This window comes from Pseudomonas sp. HN11, assembly GCF_021390155.1.
In the GTDB taxonomy this organism is placed as follows: domain Bacteria; phylum Pseudomonadota; class Gammaproteobacteria; order Pseudomonadales; family Pseudomonadaceae; genus Aquipseudomonas.
In genome coordinates this window covers 4918000-4936987 of the sequence record NZ_CP089985.1, presented here as the reverse complement: position 1 = coordinate 4936987, position 18988 = coordinate 4918000, and the positions used below count along the sequence as shown (strand labels likewise).

Genomic DNA, 18988 nt, shown 5'->3' with positions numbered 1-18988 from the left:
GTATTTGTAGCTTAACTTGATAAAAGAACAAACATCATGCCTTCGATAACCGTAGAACCCTGCACCTTTGCCCTGTTTGGCGCCTTGGGTGATCTGGCGCTGCGCAAGTTATTTCCTGCCCTCTATCAACTCGATGGCGCCGGGCTCCTGCACGACGACACGCGCATCCTGGCCTTGGCCCGTGAAGCCGGCTCCGAGCAACAGCACCTGGCCCATATCGAACAAGCATTGCGTAAATACGTCGGCAAGGAGCTGGACGAAATCATCGCCCAGCGTTTCCTGGCGCGCCTGACCTACGTGCACGTCGACTTCATGAAAGCCGATGACTACGTGGCCCTGGCCGAAATCGCCGGTACCGAACAACGCCTGATCGCCTATTTCGCCACTCCGGCGGCCGTGTACGGCGCGATCTGCGAGAACCTCTCCAAGGTCGGCCTGGCGGAAAATACCCGCGTGGTGCTGGAAAAGCCCATCGGTTCAGACCTGGAGTCCTCGCGCAAGGTCAACGACGCCGTGGCGCAGTTTTTCCCGGAAAACCGCACGTATCGCATCGACCACTACCTGGGCAAAGAGACGGTCCAGAACCTGATCGCCCTGCGTTTCGCCAATAGCCTGTTCGAGACCCAGTGGAACCAGAATTACATTTCCCACGTGGAAATCACCGTGGCCGAGCAGGTCGGTATCGAAGGCCGTTGGGGCTACTTCGATAAGGCCGGCCAGTTGCGCGACATGATCCAGAATCACCTGTTGCAACTGCTTTGTCTGATCGCCATGGACCCGCCGGCCGACTTGTCAGCCGACAGTATCCGTGACGAGAAGGTCAAGGTGCTCAAGGCCCTGGCACCGATCAGCCCGGACGGCCTGACCACCCAGGTGGTGCGCGGCCAGTACATCGCCGGCTACAGCGCCGGCAAGCCGGTGCCGGGTTACCTGGAAGAAGAGAATTCCAACACCCAGAGCGACACCGAGACCTTCGTCGCCCTGCGTGCCGATATCCGTAACTGGCGTTGGGCCGGAGTGCCGTTCTACCTGCGCACGGGCAAGCGCATGCCGCAAAAGCTGTCGCAGATCGTCATCCACTTCAAGGAACCGTCCCACTACATCTTCGCCCCGGAGCAGCGCTTGCAGATCAGCAACAAACTGATCATCCGCCTGCAACCGGACGAAGGCATTTCCTTGCGCGTGATGACCAAGGAGCAGGGCCTGGACAAGGGCATGCAACTGCGCAGCGGGCCTCTGCAACTGAATTTTTCCGACACCTACCGCAGCGCCCGAATCCCGGATGCCTACGAGCGGTTGTTGCTGGAAGTGATGCGCGGCAATCAGAACCTGTTTGTTCGCAAAGATGAAATCGAAGCCGCGTGGAAGTGGTGTGACCAGTTGATCGCCGGGTGGAAAAAATCCGGCGACGCGCCCAAGCCGTACGCGGCGGGCTCCTGGGGGCCGATGAGCTCCATTGCACTGATCACGCGGGATGGGAGGTCATGGTATGGCGATATCTGAATTGAAACTGCCGCAGGGCGTAACGCCTCACGAATATCGCACGCCGGTGCTGTTGGCGGAAGGGCTGGCCAATGACGTGGCCGAGCAGCTGCGCACGGCCATCAGTGCCCGTGGCGAAGCGACCCTGGTGGTGTCGGGTGGCCGTAGTCCCGTGGCATTTTTCCAGCACTTGGCCAAGCAAGGCCTGGACTGGTCCAAGGTCACGATCACTCTGGCCGACGAACGCTGGGTGCCGGTTGAACATGCCGACAGCAATGCCGGCTTGCTCAAGCAGCATCTGTTGCAGGGCCCGGCGGCCAAGGCCAAGTTCCTCAGCCTCTACAGCGCCGCTGCCAACCTTGAAGACGCTGCCGAGCAGGCCGATCGCCTGCTGGGCGAATTGCCGGGCATCGATGTGCTGGTACTGGGTATGGGCGACGACGGCCACACCGCGTCGCTGTTTCCCAACAGCCCGAACCTGACTGAAGCCTTGCAGCTGGACAGTACCCGCCGTTGCTGGCCGATGCTGGCGCCGACTGTGCCACACCAACGTCTGACCATGAGTCGCGCGTTGCTGGCCACGGCAAACTTCATCGTGCTGTCGATATCCGGCAGTTCGAAACTGACCACCTTGAGCGCCGCGCTGGCCAGTGACGACGTCCCTGCCATGCCGATTCGCGCGTTTTTGCAACCTACATTAGAGATTTACTGGTGCCCATGAGCCAAGGATCAGCCGCTATGAAAAGCCCTCAACCAACCGTGTCCATGGCGGACAAAGTTGCCCTGATCGACAGCCTCTGCGCCAAGGCGCGGATCCTGCCGGTGATCACCATCGCCCGCGAACAGGACATCCTGCCGCTGGCCGATGCCCTGGCAGCCGGGGGGTTGACCGCATTGGAAGTGACCCTGCGTTCCGAGTTCGGCCTCAAGGCCATTCAGGTCCTGCGCGAGCAACGCCCTGAACTGTGCACCGGTGCCGGCACCGTGCTGGACCGTCACATGCTCGAAGCAGCCGAAGTGGCGGGCTCGCAATTCATCGTCACCCCCGGCATTACCCGCGACCTGCTGGAAGCTTCGGTGCACAGCCCGATCCCGCTGCTGCCAGGCATCAGCAATGCCTCGGGCATCATGGAAGGCTATGGCCTGGGCTATCGCCGCTTCAAATTGTTCCCGGCTGAAGTCAGCGGCGGCGTGGCTGCGATCAAGGCCCTGGGCGGCCCGTTTGGCGAAGTGAAGTTCTGCCCGACCGGCGGCGTCGGCCCGGCCAATATCAAAAACTACATGGCGTTGAAAAACGTGATGTGCGTGGGCGGTAGCTGGATGCTGGACCCTGAGTGGATCAAGAACGGCGACTGGGCCCGCATCCAGGAAGTCACCGCCGAGGCGCTGGCGCTGCTGGATTGATCGGCTTTTACTGAATCGTTGTTGCTGTGCTTGACGGCATTTTTGCGGTGCACTTGGTCGGTGTACCGCTTTTTTTTGCCTGCAGAAAAGGCGCCTAGCCGACGCTCAACTCGGTGATGGCTTTGACCAGCACGGCTATCTCAACTGCGGAGGTCACCAAACCTGGCGTCACCCGAATACAGGTGCCAAATGAAGCTCCGACACGGGTGGTGGTGAACAGGTCGTAGTCCTTGAGCAATCGATCCACCATGACCTGCTGATCCCGTCCAATGAACTTGAACGCCGTAATCCCGCAATACAGCCGTGGATCATCCGGCGTCAGCACCTCCACCCCCGGCAATGTCCGTACCTGGCTTACCCACAAGTCCCGCAAGTAATTCATCCGCGCGCCCTTGGCCGCCGCGCCACCCAGTTGCTGGTGTTCTTCAAATACCAACGGCAAAGTCATCAGGGCTGGAAAATTCGGCGTGCTGTAGGAGGTGCGGGCACGAACGTCGGTGGCGGGGTAGTGGAACTCGCCCATGTCCGGATCGATGTCGGCCAGACGTTCCGGGGCGATGTAAAGAAAGCCCAGGGTCAGCGGGGCGCCGATCCATTTGTGCAGGTTGAAACCGGCAAACTGGATACCCAGTTCGGCGAGGTTGAATTCGATCTGGCCCAGGGCATGGGCGCCGTCGAGGATCACGTCGATATCATGCTCGCGTGCCGCCTGGGCAATCGCAGCCACCGGCATGACCAGCCCGGTGCGGTGTGTCACGTGGGTCAGCGCCATCAGCTTTAAGCGCGGGTACTGCACGAATGCGTCACGATATGTCTGCACCAGGCTGTCGAAACTTGCCGGGTGCGTGTGGGACAGTTCGATGACTTCCACACCGCGATAGCCCGCCAGCCAACGCATGGCGCCTTTCACTGTGTCGTACTCCAGGTCGCTGATCAGCACCTGATCGCCCGGTTGCAGGCGATTGTAGTTGCGGATCAGCGATTGCAGGGCTTCGGTCGCGTTGCGGGTGAAGGCCACTGCGGCAGGGTCAGCGTCGATTAGCCCGGCCAGTTGGTAGCGGATCGCGTCGTTTTCACCACGCTCGAACTGCTGGCGTACATGCAACGAGTTGCTGCGGTTGATAAACGCCACGTGTTCCAGATAGCGCGCCTGTACCGCCTGGCTCATGCGACCGAAGTAGCCGTTTTCCAGGTTGATCGGACCGGGCTCCAGCGCGTAGCGCTGGGCGATAGTGTGCCAGTGAAGCTCGTTGTCTGCGTTGCATGGCATAGGCGGGGCTCTTAATGACGAGGGGCGGGTTTGCCGTGTTTGGCGCGCAGCGGTTCGAGCAATTCAGACAAGCCATTGCTGTCGATTTCCTGCATCAGGGCCAGCAGACCGCCCAGTTCTCCGTGAGGGAAACCTTCGCGGGCAAACCAGTTCAGGTAGGGACCGGGGAGGTCGGCGATGATGCGTCCCTTGTATTTGCCGAAGGGCATTTCTCGGGTGATCAGCAGTTCGAGTTTTTCGGGATTCATGAAGGCTCGGGGGTTGTATCAAGACCTTGGAAAATACAGGCATTCTGCATGAAGGCCAAATGACAGATCATGCAAATAACATACATACAGATGGTTCAATTTATCGTAACTAATTGAAATTTAAGGTTAATTTGTTTTTTTAAAACCTGGCACGGGCGCTGCAATCATTAAGACACCCTTCTAACCCGTATAAGGAATTGAAAAATGACTGACATCAATAAAGAATCGATCTCCGTGCTGAACGACCTGATCGAGACCAGCATCGACGGCCAAAAGGGTTTCAAGGAGTGCGCTGAAGACATCAAGCACCCAGAACTCAAAGCCTTGTTTGCCAAGCGTTCCGCCGACTGCGCCACTGCCGCCGCTGAACTGAAAACCGCCGTACGTGCCTTGGGCGGTGATCCGGAAGATTCCGGTAGCGTTGCCGGTGCTCTGCACCGTGGCTGGGTCGACGTGAAGTCGATGGTCACCGGTAAAGATGAAGAAGCTGTGCTGAACGAAGCCGAGCGCGGTGAAGACCATGCCCTGAAGGCTTACCGTGAAGCGATCGAGAAGATCAACAAGCACAACCTTCTGGGCATTCGTGACCTGGTTGAGCGTCAATACCACGGCGTACAACGCAACCACGACCAGGTGAAAGCCCTGCGTAACCAGGCTCGCGCTCAGTCGTAAGCCCTGCGCTGTACCCAATGTGGGAGCGGGCGTGCTGGCGAAAGCGGTAGATCAGTCAGTGATACATCGACTGGTAAGCCGCATTCGCCAGCCCGCCCGCTCCCACATTTGTCATGCGCAGACGTCAGCCAATGCTGATCGGCGGCAACTCGGTCAAGGTCACGACTTGCTGTTTACGCGGTGCCAGGATCTCCGCCTCGCCGTCCACCACCAGCTCATCACGCTGATTGAACACGCGGGTGGCGATGCGTACGCGGAATTTCGGTAGTTTTTCCAGGATTTCCAGGCGCACGGTCAGGGTGTCACCAATCTTCACCGGCTTCTGAAAGCTCATCTGCTGGCCGATGTAGATGGTGCCCGGCCCAGGCAATTCGCAGGCCACGGCCGCGCTGATCAGGGCGCCGCTGAACATGCCATGGGCGATACGCTCCTTGAACAGGGTGGCCTTGGCGTACTCGGCGTCCAGGTGCACAGGGTTGTGGTCACCGGACATCGCGGCGAACAACTGGATATCGCGCTCTTCCACCAATTTGCTGTAGCTTGCGGTTTGCCCGACTTCGAGGGCTTCGTACGGGGTGTTGGTTACCTGGGTCATCTAAAGGTGCATCCTGTGGCTAATCGGTAATTTAATAGATTGATTTTCAACGATAAATTATTCGCAGCGGGCCGGCCTGCGTAATGTCAGCGCCTGGTCGAGCCACGCCAGCACATCGGTAGTGACAGCGTCGCGGTTGGTTTCGTTGAACACTTCATGACGCGCCTGCGGGTAGACAGTCAGTTGCAGGTGCTGGCAGCCGGCGTCGCGCAAGGCGTCTGCCAGGCTGTTGAGACGCTTGCCTTCACTCACCGGATCACATTCACCGCCCATTACCAGGATCGGCAGGCCCGGATCGATCTGCGCGAGATTGGACGCTTTGCTGATCTGCTGCAAGCCGCCGAGCAGGTCAATCCAGAGCTGATTGGTACAACGGAACCCGCACAATGGGTCGTTGATGTACTTATCCACCTCATTCGGATCACGGCTGAGCCAGTCGAACGCGGTGCGATTGGGTTTGAATGCTTTGTTGAATGACCCAAACGACAGGAATTCAATCAACGCACTGCGCCCGCGCAAGCCCTGGCGCAGGCGCTCGAACCTCGCGATCACCCGTGCGGCGCGGTAGAGCGCCACCGGTTGGAAGTTAGAACCGCTGAGAATCGCGCCATGCAGGCTGGCGCTGTGGTGCAGCAGGTACGCCTGGGCGATATAACTGCCCATGCTGTGGCCCAGCAAGATGATCGGCAACCCCGGTTGTTGCTGGCCGATATGCTGATTAAGGCTAGCCAGGTCGCCTACGACCTTGTTCCAGCCATCCTTCTCGGCGTACAGCCCCAGAGTGCCTTCATCGGCAGTGCGGCCATGGCCGCGCTGGTCCAGCGCATACACGCCGTAGCCGGCACCACACAGCGCTTCAGCCAAGCGTGCGTAGCGTCCACTGTGCTCGGCCATGCCATGGGACAACATCACGACGGCCTTGGCCGGGCCGCCGGGCATCCATTGATTGACGTACAGGCGGCTGCGGTCATTCGCGGTCAGCCAGAAGGTACTGTGGTTCATGGCGCTTCCTTTGCTCAGGGTCGTTGCAGTGTATAGCTCATCCCACGGGAAGCGTCTGATCAGCGCAAGGCCTTGTAGGAAGATTCACGCAATTAATGACGCTCCTTCCTGTATTTGCCTGTTTGGCCATAGCTGCTAACGTCCCCAAAGCTCCGCTTTTTATAGCTGTAGGAAAGCGGCCGGACACACTCAGGTAAGAGGATAAGAATAATGCAACCTGATTTCTGGAATGACAAACGCGCGGCGGGCGTTCCCAATGACATCGACCTCTCTGCCTACAAGTCGGTGATCGAGGTCTTCGAGCGCTCCTGCAAAGCCTTTGCCGACCGTCCGGCATTCAGCAACATGGGCATCACCCTGACTTACGCCGAGCTTGAGCGCCAGAGTGCGGCGTTCGCCGGCTACCTGCAACAGCACACCGACCTCAAGCCGGGCGATCGCATTGCGGTGCAGATGCCCAATGTGCTGCATTACCCGATTGCCGTGTTCGGCGCCTTGCGCGCCGGGTTGATTGTGGTCAACACCAACCCGCTGTACACACCGCGCGAGATGCGTCACCAGTTCAAGGACGCCGGCGTGCGTGCGCTGGTGTACCTCAACTTGTTTGGTTCGCGGGTGCAGGAAGTGTGCAGCGATACCGAGATCGACTACCTGATCGAAGCCAAGATGGGCGATTTCATGCCCGCCGCCAAAGGTTGGCTGGTCAACACCCTGGTCGACAAGGTCAAGAAGATGGTTCCGGCCTACAGCCTGCCTCGCGCGGTGTCGTTCAAGCGCGCTTTGTACATGGGCGCTGGCCTGGGCGTGACACGCCACCCGGTGACGCTGGACGATATCGCCGTGCTGCAATACACCGGTGGCACCACCGGCCTGGCCAAGGGCGCGATGCTCACCCACGGCAACCTGGTGGCGAATATGCAGCAGGTGCGCGCTTGCATGTCCCAGACCGGAGAGGACGGCCACCCGCTGATCAAGGAAGGGCAGGAAGTGATGATCGCGCCGTTGCCGCTGTACCATATCTATGCCTTCACGGCGAATTGCATGTGCATGATGGTCTCGGGCAACCACAACGTGCTGATCACCAACCCCCGGGATATCGGTGGCTTTATCAAGGAACTGAAAAAGTGGCGCTTTACCGGGCTGCTGGGGCTTAACACGCTGTTTGTGGCATTGATGGACCATCCTGACTTCAAGTCCCTGGATTTCTCCCACCTCAAGCTCACCAACTCAGGCGGCACCGCATTGATCAAGGCCACCGCCGAGCGCTGGCAGCAGATCACCGGTTGTGCCATCGGCGAGGGCTACGGCCTGACGGAAACCTCGCCGGTGGCCAGCACCAACCCCTACGGCAACAAATCCCGTCTGGGCACCGTGGGCATTCCGGTGCCGGCCACGGCGATGAAGGTGATTGATGACCAGGGCATCGAGTTGCCATTGGGCGAACGCGGCGAGCTGTGCATCAAGGGCCCGCAGGTGATGAAGGGCTACTGGCAGCAGCCGGCCGCGACCGCCGAGGCGCTGGACGCCGAAGGCTGGCTCAAGACCGGTGATATTGCGGTGATCGATGAGGATGGCTTCGTGCGCATCGTCGACCGCAAGAAAGACCTGATCATTGTGTCGGGCTTCAACGTGTACCCCAACGAGATCGAAGACGTGGTGATGGCGCACCCGGCCGTGGCCAATTGCGCAGTGATCGGCGTGCCGGACGAGCGCACGGGGGAGGCGGTGAAGCTGTTTGTGGTGGCGCGTGCCGAAGGGGTGAGCCTTGAGGAGTTGAAGGCGTACTGCAAGACCAACTTCACGGGGTACAAGGTGCCTAAGCACATTGTGTTGCGCGAATCGTTGCCGATGACGCCAGTAGGCAAGATTTTGCGCAGGGAGCTGCGCGATATCGCCTGACCTTGAATTGAAATGCAATAAAAGTGTGGGAGCGGGCTTGCTCGCGAATGCGGTGTATCAGTCGACATAATCAGCGACCAGTACACCGCATTCGCGAGCAAGCCCGCTCCCACATTTGTAGTGCTTTGTCCTGAAAGGCCTATTCCAGGGCCTTTCCAGAGAGAATTTCAGCTACGTTTAAAGCGTGACCAGATATTGTAGGACAGTCGTGTTTATGACCGCGAGGCCCATCTTTGGCTCTAGGCGACCTTTGGCAAAGCTGCTACTCTCGGCGCGCTTTGTGACGTCTCGGCCTGCTTGAAAGCGCCAGATTCACCAAAAAACATACACCAATAATAATCGCATCAAATGCGATGATGAATTCGCGTCGCTGACGTCGCTGAGGAGTGGGCTTCCATGAACGAAGACTTTTGGAAGGATAAGTACCCCGCCGGGATTGCTGCTGAGATCAATCCAGACGAGTATCCGAATATTCAGGCGGTACTGAAGCAGTCCTGCCAGCGCTTCGCCAACAAACCGGCTTTCAGCAACCTGGGCAAGACCATCACCTACGGTGAGTTGTACGAATTGTCCGGCGCCTTCGCTGCCTACCTGCAACAGCGCACCGACTTGAAACCCGGCGATCGCATCGCCGTGCAACTGCCCAACGTTCTCCAGTACCCGGTGGCCGTGTTCGGCGCCATCCGTGCCGGCCTGATCGTGGTCAACACCAACCCGCTGTACACCGCGCGGGAAATGGAACACCAATTCAATGATTCCGGGGCCAAGGCCTTGGTATGCCTGGCCAACATGGCGCACCTGGCGGAAAAGGTCGTGCCCAAGACCGCCGTCAAGCACGTCATCGTTACCGAAGTCGCCGACCTGTTGCCGCCGCTCAAGCGCCTGCTGATCAACAGCGTCATCAAGTACGTGAAGAAGATGGTCCCGGCGTATCACTTGCCCAAGGCGATCAAGTTCAACGACGTACTGGCCAAGGGGCACGGTCAACCAGTCAACGACGCCAGCCCGGCCAGCAGCGATGTAGCCGTGCTGCAATACACCGGCGGCACCACCGGTGTAGCCAAGGGCGCGATGCTCACCCACCGCAACCTGGTCGCCAACATGTTGCAGTGCAAGGCGCTGATGGGGTCTAACCTCAACGAAGGTTGCGAGATCCTGATCACCCCGCTGCCGCTGTACCACATTTATGCCTTCACCTTTCATTGCATGGCGATGATGCTGATCGGCAACCACAACATCCTGATCAGCAACCCGCGCGACCTGCCGGCGATGGTCAAGGAACTGTCGAAGTGGAAGTTCAGCGGCTTTGTCGGCCTGAACACCCTGTTCGTAGCGCTGTGCAACAACGAGGCGTTCCGCAAGCTGGACTTCTCTTCGCTGAAAGTCACGCTGTCCGGTGGCATGGCCCTGCAATTGGCGGCGGCCGAGCGTTGGAAGGCCGTGACCGGCTGTGGCATCTGCGAAGGCTACGGCATGACCGAAACCAGTCCGGTAGCCACCGTGAACCCGATCCAGCACATCCAGATCGGCACCATCGGCATTCCGGTACCGTCCACCGTGTGTAAAGTCATTGCCGATGACGGCACCGAACTCGCCCTGGGAGAAACCGGCGAGCTGTGTGTCAAGGGCCCACAGGTGATGAAGGGCTACTGGCAGCGCCAGGACGCCACCGATGAGATGCTCGACAGCGAAGGCTGGCTGAAGACCGGTGACATCGCGATCATCCAGCCGGACGGCTACATGCGTATCGTCGATCGCAAGAAGGACATGATCCTGGTCTCGGGCTTCAACGTATACCCCAACGAGCTGGAAGACGTGCTGGCAGGCCTGCCGGGCGTGTTGCAGTGCGCGGCCATCGGTGTGCCGGACGAGAAATCCGGAGAACACATCAAGCTGTTCATCGTGGTCAAGCCGGGCGCGACCCTCACCAAGGACCAGGTGATGGAGCACATGCGCGCCAATGTCACCGCCTACAAGGTGCCTAAGGCCGTGGAGTTCCGCGATGCATTGCCGACCACCAACGTGGGCAAGATCCTGCGGCGCGAGTTGCGCGATGAAGAGTTGAAGAAGCTCGGTCTTAAAACGTAGCCGCATGAAAAACCCCGCCGAAGCGGGGTTTTTTATTGAAGAGGGTTACAGGGCAAACTGCGCGAAACCCACGCCAGCACCTGCCGGACGCACATCCTTCAAGAACGAATCCTTATCCGCGCTCAGCTCCAGGGTGATCTCTGGCTTGCGCTTGCCCGCATTACGCACCACCAACCCTTCGATGTGCTCACGCAAAAACGCCGTCGGCACTTTCAGGTGCAGCAACTGGTCAGTCTCGGCGTTGTGCATCAACAGGTGGATCCACTCGTACTGGCCCACGGCAATACGGCCCACCGGCAGGTCGAACCACCAGATGTTGCGTCTGCGGTCCAGGTCGGTGAAGTGGCAGTTGTTGACGCCGAGTACGGCACCGCCCAGTTCGGTGTTTCTACGGGCGATGGCCTGTGCTTTATTGAGTTTCATAACCTTCCTACGAGATCTGTTATTCAGCGTTATAGCCTGAATGTGCCGGCATTCTCGTGGGTTGACGGCAAAACATAAAGCCAAACCTGCCGCTTTCGATCAAATGCGCGGCTAAAAAATTGAAACTCTGCTGAACGGCCTCGGGTCAATCTTTAGGTAGTGACCAAAAACCCTTGATTGTTCTTAGGAGAAATACCATGGGCAGCACAGCGGATAAGGCAAAAGGTTTGGCGAACGAAGCCGTCGGCAACGTCAAGCAAGGTGTGGGTAAAGCCACGGATAACACTAAGCTGCAGACCGAGGGCAAGGTTCAGGAAAAGAAAGGCGAAGCGCAGCAAGCCGTCGGCAAGGCCAAAGATGCGGTAAAGAAAACCGTCGACAAAGCCTGACCCGGCTGACTGCGAATGCGCAGCCACGCGGCCATCCACGGATGGCCGTTTTTGTGTCACCTGATGCGGTTAAAGTTCGAAATTGTTTCAAGGTCGTCAAATAGGCTACCTTGATGTAGAAAACGGCCCCTGAGTCGCCCACGAACTCAACCTTTTTGCGGCGAAAGGAGACGCTATGATTTTTCCGGTTCTCGATGGTCTCAAGCTGCACAAAGTGCTGGTGCGCACCGTCAAGGAATTCGTCGATGACGAAATGCCCACCTACGCCTCGGCACTGGCCTACCAGATGCTGTTCTCGCTGTTTCCCTTCCTGCTGTTCCTGATTGCCCTGATCGGCTTCCTGCACTTGCCGGACTTCTTCACCTGGCTACGCCTGCAATCGGAACTGGTGTTGCCGCCCCAGGCCCTGGAGCAGGTCAACCCAGTGATCGACCAATTGCAGCAATCCAAGGGTGGCCTGCTGTCGGTGGGTATCGTGATCGCGCTGTGGACGGCCTCGGCCGGCGTGCGCCTGATGATGAGTGCGATGAATGCCGCGTATGACGTGGTTGAAGGCCGTCCCATCTGGAAGCGCTTCCCGCTGTCGATTTTCTACACCGTCGGCATCGCCGGCATGCTGTTGGCCGCGGCCGCGCTGATGGTGCTGGGCCCACAAGTGATGGAGTGGCTGGCCGGGCAGATCGGCATGCAAGAGTTCGTGGTCACCCTGTGGACCATCCTGCGCTGGCCGTTGATCGTGATTTTGCTGATGTTCGCCGTGGCCCTCATGTACTACGTGATGCCCGATGTCGAACAGAAATTCCGCTTTATCACCCCAGGCTCGGTGCTGGCAGTGGTGGTGTGGATCGTCGCGTCCCTGGGCTTTGGCTACTACGTCAAAACCTTTGCCGACTACAACGCCATGTATGGCAGTATCGGCGCAATCATCGTGTTGCTCCTGTACTTCTACATTTCCGCCGCCGTGCTGTTGCTGGGCGCGGAGATGAATGCGGTGATCGAACACATGTCCGCCGAGGGCAAGGAGCCAGGTGAAAAAGAGTTCGACGAGCCCGGTCAAACCGATGAAAAACAGCACGTCTCAGGCCTCGGCCGGGATCACTCCAGGCCCACTACCGATGAAGTCTGATCAATGATCCGTGAAATCCTGAAAATGGGCGACGAGCGCCTGCTGCGTATCGCGCCTCCGGTCCCGCCGGAAATGTTCGACAGCCCCGAGCTGTGGCAATTGATCGACGACATGTTTCAGACTATGGAGCACGTGGGGGGCGTCGGCCTGGCGGCACCGCAGATCGGTGTCGACCTGCAACTGGTGATCTTCGGTTTCGAGTCCAGCGAACGCTACCCGGACGCACCGCCGGTGCCGCAGACCATCCTGATCAACCCGCTGATTACGCCACTGAGCCCGCTACTGGAAGAGGGCTATGAAGGTTGCCTGTCCGTGCCCGGTTTGCGGGGTGCGGTGGATCGTTACCAGCAGATTCGCTATGAGGGCTTCGATCCCAAGGGCGAGCCGATCATGCGCATGGCCGAGGGCTTTCATGCGCGGGTGGTGCAACATGAGTGTGATCACTTGATCGGCCGGTTGTATCCGTCGCGGATAACCGACTTCAGCAAGTTCGGGTTTATCGAGGTGATGTTCCCGGACATGGATCCCACCGCCGACGACTGACCCTCGGAAATACAGGGATCCAAATGTGGGTGCGGGCTTGCTCGCCAATGCGGTATATCAGTCCCTCTATCTGTTGACTGACACTACGCATTCGCGAGCAAGTCTGCTCCCACATTGAGTTCGTGTTCAGCTTGGTTATTTTCCAGGTTTGACGAACCGCAACGTCATCCGGTCCGACTCCCCGATCGCCACATACTTCGCCTTATCCTGCTCCCCCAACCTCAGCGTCGGCGGCAATGTCCACACACCACCCGGGTAATCCTTGGTGTCCTTCGGGTTGGCATTCACCTCGCTCTGTCCCGCCAGCTTGAACCCGGCATCCGTCGCCAGCTTCACCACCTGGGCGGTGGTCAGGTAACCGCTGTCCTTGATCGCTTCCAGATCTGCCCCATCCTTGGCGCGATGGTCCTCCACACCCAGCACTCCCCCTGGCTTCAACACCTTGTAGAGCGCACTGAACGTGGCCGGCGCAGTGCCAGCGTCCACCCAGTTATGCACATTGCGGAACGTCAGCACCGCATCCGCCGACGCGGGTTTGCCGAATACCGGCGCCTTGGGATCGAACTCGACGACCTCGGCCTTGCCGTATCGAGCCGGATCAGCCGCGAATTTCTTCTTCAGGTTCGCTTCGGACGTGTGCGCGTAAGCACTGCTGCTCGCGGCCTGAACGGCGGCGATGTAATGCCCGTGATCCTTGAGCAGCGGTGCCAGCACCTCGCTGTACCAGCCACCGCCTGGTGTGATCTCGATCACCCTCTGCTTGGCGCCCAAACCAAAGAATTCCAGGGTCTGTTGCGGATGCCGATAGCCATCGCGGGCGCTGTTGGCCGGGTCGCGCCAACTGCCGGCCAGCACGCTCTGGTATTGCTTGGCAGTGACAGGTGCATCGGCCGCCTGGCTCAAGGCCGGAGTGAGGAGGGCGGTGAGGGAGAGAACTGCAAGCGTCGTTTTCATGATCATCCTGTATAGGGCCACTGTGCCGCCGAGGCTAGCATGAGGCCGGCAGGTGCTGATCACACATTATCCGAGGTCGACCTCACTAAACGATCTAAGCCCATCGCGATCATCGGTTTGTTACGTTTGTAGCGAACCCACCGCTCGCTGAGGGACTGCGGCAGCACCGTGTCCTGGGTGAAACCCATGCGCTGGTACACCCCCTCAAGATCCGGATGACACAGCAACCACACCGTACCTTCCGCATCCGCTACCGCCGCCTCAATCAGTTGCACCGCCAGCCCCTGACCGCGATAGGCAGGGTCGACAAACACCCCGGTCAGCCACTGCCCGCCGACCACCGGTGTCAGGCACAACCCGGCTACGATCTCGCCTTCGCGCGCCACCCACAAACGCCCGCCCTTGAGCGCCTTCATCGATGAATTGTGACTGCGATAAAATTTGTTCAGCAGCGGCCACAAGGGCTCTGCCAGAGGTGCGATGTGAAATTCGGGCATGGTGTCAGGCTGGGTTATCAAGGGCCGCAGATTATAAACGCCTTCTGCCGGGCAATAGGTGGTATACCCACTACTACATCCCCTGTCAGTGGAGTACGCATCATGGCCAAAGGTATGGATTCAAAGAAAGCCGCGAAGAAAAAACCGGCGAAAACCGCGGACGAAAAACGCGCCGACAAAAAAGCCAAGAAATCCGAGACAGGCCTGTTCGGTCACTGAGTTACAAGCTTAGAACCAAACGATCTGCAAGATTTTTCCGCCTCATTGCACAGAGCAGGAAACACCTGCTCTGAGCTGCCGATGGCCAACTATCTTGATGTGACCCAACGCCGGGAAATCGAAGTCCTGGCCACCACCTTTACCGCAAGAACCGAATGGCCGACCTGGCTGCTGTTGATCGGCGTTTATACCGGCTGGTCTGCCGTGATCCTCGGCAGCCACTGGCTGGGCCTGTGGATGAGTACCCTGTTGCTGGTTCCCCTGGTGACGCTGTGGCTGTCGGTGCAACACGAATTGCTCCACGGCCATCCCACCCGCTCGCTGCTGCTCAATAAAATCCTCGGCTACGCCCCTTTCGCCGTGTGGTATCCCTACACGCTGTACCGCAACAGCCACTTGCTGCACCACAACGATGAAGACCTGACCCTGCCAGGCATCGACCCGGAAAGCCGCTACCTCAACCAGCAGCAATGGGACAACAGCTCGCTGTTCGAGCGCGGCGTGCATTGGTTGACCAAGACCGTGCTCGGTCGTTTCCTGCTGGCCGCACCGTTGGCGATAGGCCGACTGGCCCGTCACCAACTCCAGCGTCTGCCCCAGGTGTGGCCGATGTGGCTGGCCCATGGCGTCGTCACCCTACTGATGCTGAGTTTCATCGCTTACTACAGCGCGCTCTCGGTGTGGCATTACGTGCTGCTGGTCAGCGTGCCGGCCTTGTCCCTGGCGTCGATCCGTTCTTACTATGAGCACCGCCCGCACCCTCAGCCGGAACAACGCACGGTGCTCAACGAAGCGTCGTGGCCGTGGACCTGGCTGTTTCTCAACAACAACTTGCATCTGGTGCACCACGACTTGCCGAAGCTGCCCTGGTACTTGCTGCCCACGGTCTACCATGCCCGCCGCGAACAATGGGTGGCGCGCAGCGGCGGCTTTCTGGTGCAGGGCTACGGCCAGTTGATCAGTCGTCATGGCCTCAAGGCCATCGACAGCCCCCGGCACCCTTTTGCGTGAGAGATGACCATGAGTGACCACTATGCCGAGCTGCTGATGTATGTGGCGCCTGAGCCGATCAACCAGGCCAATCAGCATTGGATTGTGCGCATCCTCCAACACCTGAACCTGGGGCGGCGCGACGCCGATCATCTCGACCTGCCCGGTCTGTGGCTCGCGCCTGAATTAATCGTGACCCAGACCTGTGGTTATCCGCTGATGACCCAACTGCGCGGCCAGGTTAGTATCATTGGCCGCCCGCGCTACGAGTTGCCCCACAGCAGCCAGGGAGAACATTGCAGTCTGTTGCTGACCCGCGATGACAACCCGCGCCACATCCTGGCAGATTTCTACGACAGCCGAGGCGTGATCAACGGCTACGATTCCAACAGCGGCATGAACCTGCTGCGCGAACGACTGGCACCTTTGCAACGCGATGGGCGTTTCTTCGCCAACGTCGCCATCAGCGGCGCCCACCGCGAAAGCTTGCGCTGGCTGCGGGACGACCGCGCCGACCTCGCCGCCATCGACAGCGTCACCTACGACTACCTGGCCCGCTTCGCGCCGCAGGAAGTGGCAGGGCTGCGCATTGTCACCCGCAGCGCGCCGAGCCCGACCTTGCCCTATATCGGCCCGGTGGGCTTAAGCGATGAACACGTGGTTCAGATCCGTCAGGCCATGAACCAGGCGCTGCAGGATTTACCGCAAGTGGCTGAGACAATGGGTTTGCAGGAGGTACTGCCAGCCAGCGAAGACGACTACCAAGTACTGTTGAACTACCAGCAGCAGGCCGCCAGCGCCGGTTATGCGATGCTTCAATAGGGTTATATAAAAATGCCTTTTAAATATTATTAAAGAATAAGCAGCCTTGCTAGGATCGCTGCACCGGAACACCGGACATATCGCGCAACCTACTCAGATGGAGCCACTATGTCCGGCGCCGACACTTCTCACAGCGACTACGTGGGCGGATTGTTCCGCAGTCATTACGACTGGCTGTGCAGCCGTTTGCACCGCCACCTCGATTCCCGTGCCCACGCCGAAGACATCGCCGCCGACACTTTCGTGCAGCTTTTGAGTGCGCCGGATGTAGTACCCATCCGCCAACCTCGTGCCTTGCTCACCACCATTGCCCAGCGTCTGATGTATCAGCTGTGGCGGCGTCGTGACCTGGAGCGCGCTTACCTTGATGCAGAGGGGGTCGACGAGACGCAGTCTCCCGAAGATCTGGCACAACGACTCCAAGCCCTGCAGGCAATCGATCACCTGCTCGACGGCTTGCCAGGCAAAGTCAGGGCGACGTTCCTGGCGTCACAACTCAATGGCCTGACTTATCCGCAAATCGCTGCCGAGCTGGGGATTTCCCAGCGCTCGGTCAGTAACCACATGGCGCACGCGTTCAAGCGTTGTCGGCATCCCACGTTTGGCGTCTGAGCCTAGCACTGAAAATCCTACGAGGCGGTCCATGAAAACCATCAAAAAACTGCTTGGCAGCTCGCTGCTGGCACTCGCCGTCCTGGCCCAACAAGCCCCTGCCGCCGAAGTGGTCAAACCGATCCACTTTGGCGATATCAGGTGGGAAAGCGGCAGCCTGATCACCGAAGTGCTGCGCCTGATCGTCGAAAAAGGCTATGGCTTGCCCACCGACACCTTGCCCGGTAGCACCGTGAGCCTGGAAGCTGCGTTGGCCAAGGACGATATCCAAGTGATCGGTGAAGAGTGGGCGGGGCGCAGTCCGGCGTGGGTCAAGGCTGAAAGTGAAGGCAGAGTGTTTGGCCTGGGTGACACCGTCAAGGGCGCCACCGAAGGCTGGTGGGTACCCGAATACGTCATCAAGGGCGATGCCGAACGCGGGATCAAGCCGCTGGCGCCGGACCTCAAATCGGTGACCGATCTTTCGCGCTACAAAGACGTGTTCCGCGATCCCGAAGACCCGGCCCGTGGCCGCTTCCTCAATAGCCCGACCGGCTGGACATCAGAGATAGTCAACAGTCAGAAACTCAAGGCGTATGGCTTGACCGACAGCTTCGTCAACTTCCGCACCGGTTCCGGCGCGGCACTGGATGCCGAAGTGGCGTCGTCTATCCGACGCGGTAAACCTGTACTGTTCTACTACTGGTCGCCAACGTCGCTGCTGGGCCGTTTCAAACTGATCAAACTTGAAGAGCCACCGTTCAATGCCGACGCCTGGAAAACCCTGGCCGATGCCAATAATCCGCACCCTATCGGCACCCGTTCAATGCCTTCGCACCTGGCAATTGGCGTGTCTGCGCTATTCAAGGCGCAGTATCCGCAACTGGTGACGTTTTTTGAAAAGGTCGACCTGCCGATCGACCTGCTCAATAGCATCCTTGCGCAGATGAGTGAGAAACGTGAACAACCGCGCCAAGTGGCGCTGGCGTTCCTCAACGAGCAACCGCAGATCTGGCAGCAGTGGGTGCCGGCAGAAATAGCGGCAAAGGTCAGGGCCGAGCTCTAATGTTGAGAGTCCTCGCCACTGCCCTCTAACCCAATGAAGACCAAATGTGTGGGCATTTCAGCTTGTCGGCTCTCGGTGTCCAACGCCGCGATCACTGCCGGACGCTGACCGACCCGTTGTTGAAACGCCTCAAGTGCTGGCCATTCGCGCAGATCAATAGCGTGAAAGGCCGCCCAGCGCAGCACCACGAACAGGTACGCATCGGCCACCGAGTACTGCGCACCCAGCAAATAGTCCTGGCGTTCCAGCGTCTGCACCAACACCGCGAAGCGCTTGAACAAAGTCGCCTGGAACACGGCCCGCACCTCGCCCTGAATCGCAGCATTGAAGAACACCGCCAACCCGCCGTGCACTTCGGTGGCGATAAAATTCAGCCATTCCTGCAATCGCACGCGCTCCCAGCTGCCATTGGCCGGCGCCAGGGCGGCGGCGGGTTTCAAGTCGGCCAGGTATTGCAGGATAGCGCTGGCCTCGGTCAGCACCTGGCCGTTGTCCAGTTTCAGCGCGGCCACGTAGCCCTTGGGGTTGATCTGCAGGAAGTCTTCGCCATCGGCAGTAGTCTTGGCTTGATTGTCTACCCGCACCAGATCGAACGGCAGCGCCAGTTCGCGCAGCACGATATGCGGCGCGAGGGAACAGGCGTGGGGGAAGAGGTACAGTTTCATCTGGGGCAGCTCCGTTGAATTTGCGCCAGTCTCGCGGGCATGG

21 protein-coding genes are annotated in these 18988 nt (G+C 59.2%); 13 read left to right on the top strand and 8 right to left on the bottom strand.

Annotation, left to right across the window (positions count from 1 at the left end; genetic code table 11):
* The first annotated feature begins 36 nt into the window (after positions 1–36).
* The 3 genes from zwf to LVW35_RS22545 are packed head-to-tail and all read left to right on the top strand — an operon-like array spanning position 37 to position 2886.
* Positions 37–1503, top strand: coding sequence for a glucose-6-phosphate dehydrogenase (gene zwf / locus LVW35_RS22555; protein WP_233892104.1), 1467 nt, complete (start codon positions 37–39; stop codon positions 1501–1503).
* Entirely contained in the window at positions 1490–2203 is a 714-nt protein-coding gene (gene pgl / locus LVW35_RS22550; RefSeq protein WP_233892103.1) for a 6-phosphogluconolactonase, read from the top strand. Before zwf ends, pgl begins: the two co-directional genes overlap by 14 nt.
* 17 nt (positions 2204–2220) lie before the next feature.
* Positions 2221–2886 carry a bifunctional 4-hydroxy-2-oxoglutarate aldolase/2-dehydro-3-deoxy-phosphogluconate aldolase gene (locus LVW35_RS22545; protein ID WP_099585438.1) on the top strand — a complete coding sequence of 222 codons (666 nt, stop codon included), beginning with the start codon at positions 2221–2223 and terminating at the stop codon, positions 2884–2886.
* 94 nt (positions 2887–2980) lie between these two features.
* Here LVW35_RS22545 and LVW35_RS22540 read toward each other — a convergent pair whose 3' ends face one another.
* A complete protein-coding gene (locus LVW35_RS22540) occupies positions 2981–4156 on the bottom strand; it encodes an aminotransferase class V-fold PLP-dependent enzyme (protein ID WP_233892102.1) in 1176 nt (391 codons plus the stop codon).
* Positions 4157–4167: 11 nt separating this feature from the next.
* Positions 4168–4404: a DUF3820 family protein gene (locus LVW35_RS22535; RefSeq protein ID WP_010208204.1), complete on the bottom strand. Its 237-nt coding sequence runs from the start codon at positions 4402–4404 to the stop codon at positions 4168–4170.
* Between the two features lie 204 nt (positions 4405–4608).
* On the opposite strand from LVW35_RS22535, the gene LVW35_RS22530 reads away from it, so the two are divergent.
* Positions 4609–5076 carry a ferritin-like domain-containing protein gene (locus LVW35_RS22530; protein ID WP_003175720.1) on the top strand — a complete coding sequence of 156 codons (468 nt, stop codon included), beginning with the start codon at positions 4609–4611 and terminating at the stop codon, positions 5074–5076.
* Positions 5077–5200: 124 nt separating this feature from the next.
* Here the strand turns inward: LVW35_RS22530 and LVW35_RS22525 are convergent, their stop codons facing one another.
* A complete protein-coding gene (locus LVW35_RS22525; RefSeq protein ID WP_233892101.1) occupies positions 5201–5671 on the bottom strand; it encodes a MaoC family dehydratase in 471 nt (156 codons plus the stop codon).
* 57 nt (positions 5672–5728) lie between these two features.
* Positions 5729–6673, bottom strand: a complete 945-nt coding sequence (locus tag LVW35_RS22520) for an alpha/beta hydrolase (RefSeq protein ID WP_233892100.1) — start codon at positions 6671–6673, stop codon at positions 5729–5731.
* A gap of 210 nt (positions 6674–6883) precedes the next feature.
* Here LVW35_RS22520 and fadD2 point away from each other — a divergent pair, with 210 nt between their 5' ends.
* Both fadD2 and fadD1 read left to right on the top strand, forming a co-directional pair.
* A complete protein-coding gene (gene fadD2 / locus LVW35_RS22515; protein WP_233892099.1) occupies positions 6884–8572 on the top strand; it encodes a long-chain-fatty-acid--CoA ligase FadD2 in 1689 nt (562 codons plus the stop codon).
* A 396-nt stretch (positions 8573–8968) separates the two neighbouring features.
* Complete coding sequence (gene fadD1, locus LVW35_RS22510) at positions 8969–10660, top strand: long-chain-fatty-acid--CoA ligase FadD1 (protein WP_233892098.1); 1692 nt, start codon at positions 8969–8971, stop codon at positions 10658–10660.
* 45 nt (positions 10661–10705) lie between these two features.
* Here the strand turns inward: fadD1 and LVW35_RS22505 are convergent, their stop codons facing one another.
* A complete protein-coding gene (locus LVW35_RS22505; protein WP_233892097.1) occupies positions 10706–11083 on the bottom strand; it encodes a hypothetical protein in 378 nt (125 codons plus the stop codon).
* Between the two features lie 197 nt (positions 11084–11280).
* Between LVW35_RS22505 and LVW35_RS22500 the strand changes: the two genes are divergently transcribed.
* The 3 genes from LVW35_RS22500 (at position 11281) to def (ending at position 13141) form a co-directional block, all read left to right on the top strand.
* Complete coding sequence (locus LVW35_RS22500; protein ID WP_233892096.1) at positions 11281–11472, top strand: CsbD family protein; 192 nt, start codon at positions 11281–11283, stop codon at positions 11470–11472.
* A gap of 175 nt (positions 11473–11647) precedes the next feature.
* Positions 11648–12598, top strand: coding sequence for a YihY/virulence factor BrkB family protein (locus LVW35_RS22495; protein ID WP_233892095.1), 951 nt, complete (start codon positions 11648–11650; stop codon positions 12596–12598).
* A 3-nt stretch (positions 12599–12601) separates the two neighbouring features.
* Positions 12602–13141, top strand: coding sequence for a peptide deformylase (gene def / locus LVW35_RS22490; RefSeq protein WP_233892094.1), 540 nt, complete (start codon positions 12602–12604; stop codon positions 13139–13141).
* A gap of 135 nt (positions 13142–13276) precedes the next feature.
* On the opposite strand, the gene LVW35_RS22485 is transcribed toward def, so the two are convergent.
* Together LVW35_RS22485 and LVW35_RS22480 are read right to left on the bottom strand one after the other, a co-directional pair.
* On the bottom strand, positions 13277–14095 hold the full coding sequence (locus tag LVW35_RS22485; RefSeq protein WP_233892093.1) for a class I SAM-dependent methyltransferase: 819 nt from the start codon (positions 14093–14095) through the stop codon (positions 13277–13279).
* Between the two features lie 59 nt (positions 14096–14154).
* On the bottom strand, positions 14155–14592 hold the full coding sequence (locus LVW35_RS22480; protein ID WP_233892092.1) for a GNAT family N-acetyltransferase: 438 nt from the start codon (positions 14590–14592) through the stop codon (positions 14155–14157).
* Positions 14593–14892: 300 nt separating this feature from the next.
* On the opposite strand from LVW35_RS22480, the gene LVW35_RS22475 reads away from it, so the two are divergent.
* The 4 genes from LVW35_RS22475 to LVW35_RS22460 all read left to right on the top strand — a co-directional run bounded on the left by LVW35_RS22475 (position 14893) and on the right by LVW35_RS22460 (position 18280).
* On the top strand, positions 14893–15822 hold the full coding sequence (locus LVW35_RS22475) for a fatty acid desaturase (RefSeq protein WP_233892091.1): 930 nt from the start codon (positions 14893–14895) through the stop codon (positions 15820–15822).
* A 9-nt stretch (positions 15823–15831) separates the two neighbouring features.
* Positions 15832–16623, top strand: coding sequence for a phosphate/phosphite/phosphonate ABC transporter substrate-binding protein (locus LVW35_RS22470; protein ID WP_233892090.1), 792 nt, complete (start codon positions 15832–15834; stop codon positions 16621–16623).
* A 108-nt stretch (positions 16624–16731) separates the two neighbouring features.
* The gene (locus LVW35_RS22465) at positions 16732–17235 is read left to right on the top strand and encodes a sigma-70 family RNA polymerase sigma factor (RefSeq protein ID WP_233892089.1); all 504 of its coding nucleotides are present in this window, start codon (positions 16732–16734) and stop codon (positions 17233–17235) included.
* 31 nt (positions 17236–17266) lie between these two features.
* Complete coding sequence (locus tag LVW35_RS22460; protein WP_233892088.1) at positions 17267–18280, top strand: ABC transporter substrate-binding protein; 1014 nt, start codon at positions 17267–17269, stop codon at positions 18278–18280.
* On the opposite strand, the gene gstA is transcribed toward LVW35_RS22460, so the two are convergent.
* Positions 18277–18945 carry a glutathione transferase GstA gene (gene gstA, locus LVW35_RS22455; RefSeq protein WP_233892087.1) on the bottom strand — a complete coding sequence of 223 codons (669 nt, stop codon included), beginning with the start codon at positions 18943–18945 and terminating at the stop codon, positions 18277–18279. The two genes, LVW35_RS22460 and gstA, sit on opposite strands and share 4 nt — an antisense overlap.
* Positions 18946–18988 lie beyond the last annotated feature (43 nt).

What these genes read in the sequence shown, in the direction of transcription:
- LVW35_RS22495 (WP_233892095.1), top strand. Translation starts at nt 11,648, where the DNA reads ATGATTTTTCCGGTTCTCGATGGTCTCAAGCTGCACAAAGTGCTGGTG.
- LVW35_RS22520 (WP_233892100.1), bottom strand. Translation starts at nt 6,673, where the DNA reads ATGAACCACAGTACCTTCTGGCTGACCGCGAATGACCGCAGCCGCCTG.
- LVW35_RS22485 (WP_233892093.1), bottom strand. Translation starts at nt 14,095, where the DNA reads ATGAAAACGACGCTTGCAGTTCTCTCCCTCACCGCCCTCCTCACTCCG.
- def (WP_233892094.1), top strand. Translation starts at nt 12,602, where the DNA reads ATGATCCGTGAAATCCTGAAAATGGGCGACGAGCGCCTGCTGCGTATC.
- LVW35_RS22500 (WP_233892096.1), top strand. Translation starts at nt 11,281, where the DNA reads ATGGGCAGCACAGCGGATAAGGCAAAAGGTTTGGCGAACGAAGCCGTC.
- zwf (WP_233892104.1), top strand. Translation starts at nt 37, where the DNA reads ATGCCTTCGATAACCGTAGAACCCTGCACCTTTGCCCTGTTTGGCGCC.
- LVW35_RS22460 (WP_233892088.1), top strand. Translation starts at nt 17,267, where the DNA reads ATGAAAACCATCAAAAAACTGCTTGGCAGCTCGCTGCTGGCACTCGCC.
- pgl (WP_233892103.1), top strand. Translation starts at nt 1,490, where the DNA reads ATGGCGATATCTGAATTGAAACTGCCGCAGGGCGTAACGCCTCACGAA.
- gstA (WP_233892087.1), bottom strand. Translation starts at nt 18,945, where the DNA reads ATGAAACTGTACCTCTTCCCCCACGCCTGTTCCCTCGCGCCGCATATC.
- LVW35_RS22470 (WP_233892090.1), top strand. Translation starts at nt 15,832, where the DNA reads ATGAGTGACCACTATGCCGAGCTGCTGATGTATGTGGCGCCTGAGCCG.
- LVW35_RS22545 (WP_099585438.1), top strand. Translation starts at nt 2,221, where the DNA reads ATGAAAAGCCCTCAACCAACCGTGTCCATGGCGGACAAAGTTGCCCTG.
- fadD2 (WP_233892099.1), top strand. Translation starts at nt 6,884, where the DNA reads ATGCAACCTGATTTCTGGAATGACAAACGCGCGGCGGGCGTTCCCAAT.
- LVW35_RS22535 (WP_010208204.1), bottom strand. Translation starts at nt 4,404, where the DNA reads ATGAATCCCGAAAAACTCGAACTGCTGATCACCCGAGAAATGCCCTTC.
- fadD1 (WP_233892098.1), top strand. Translation starts at nt 8,969, where the DNA reads ATGAACGAAGACTTTTGGAAGGATAAGTACCCCGCCGGGATTGCTGCT.
- LVW35_RS22530 (WP_003175720.1), top strand. Translation starts at nt 4,609, where the DNA reads ATGACTGACATCAATAAAGAATCGATCTCCGTGCTGAACGACCTGATC.
- LVW35_RS22475 (WP_233892091.1), top strand. Translation starts at nt 14,893, where the DNA reads ATGGCCAACTATCTTGATGTGACCCAACGCCGGGAAATCGAAGTCCTG.
- LVW35_RS22480 (WP_233892092.1), bottom strand. Translation starts at nt 14,592, where the DNA reads ATGCCCGAATTTCACATCGCACCTCTGGCAGAGCCCTTGTGGCCGCTG.
- LVW35_RS22540 (WP_233892102.1), bottom strand. Translation starts at nt 4,156, where the DNA reads ATGCCATGCAACGCAGACAACGAGCTTCACTGGCACACTATCGCCCAG.
- LVW35_RS22505 (WP_233892097.1), bottom strand. Translation starts at nt 11,083, where the DNA reads ATGAAACTCAATAAAGCACAGGCCATCGCCCGTAGAAACACCGAACTG.
- LVW35_RS22525 (WP_233892101.1), bottom strand. Translation starts at nt 5,671, where the DNA reads ATGACCCAGGTAACCAACACCCCGTACGAAGCCCTCGAAGTCGGGCAA.
- LVW35_RS22465 (WP_233892089.1), top strand. Translation starts at nt 16,732, where the DNA reads ATGTCCGGCGCCGACACTTCTCACAGCGACTACGTGGGCGGATTGTTC.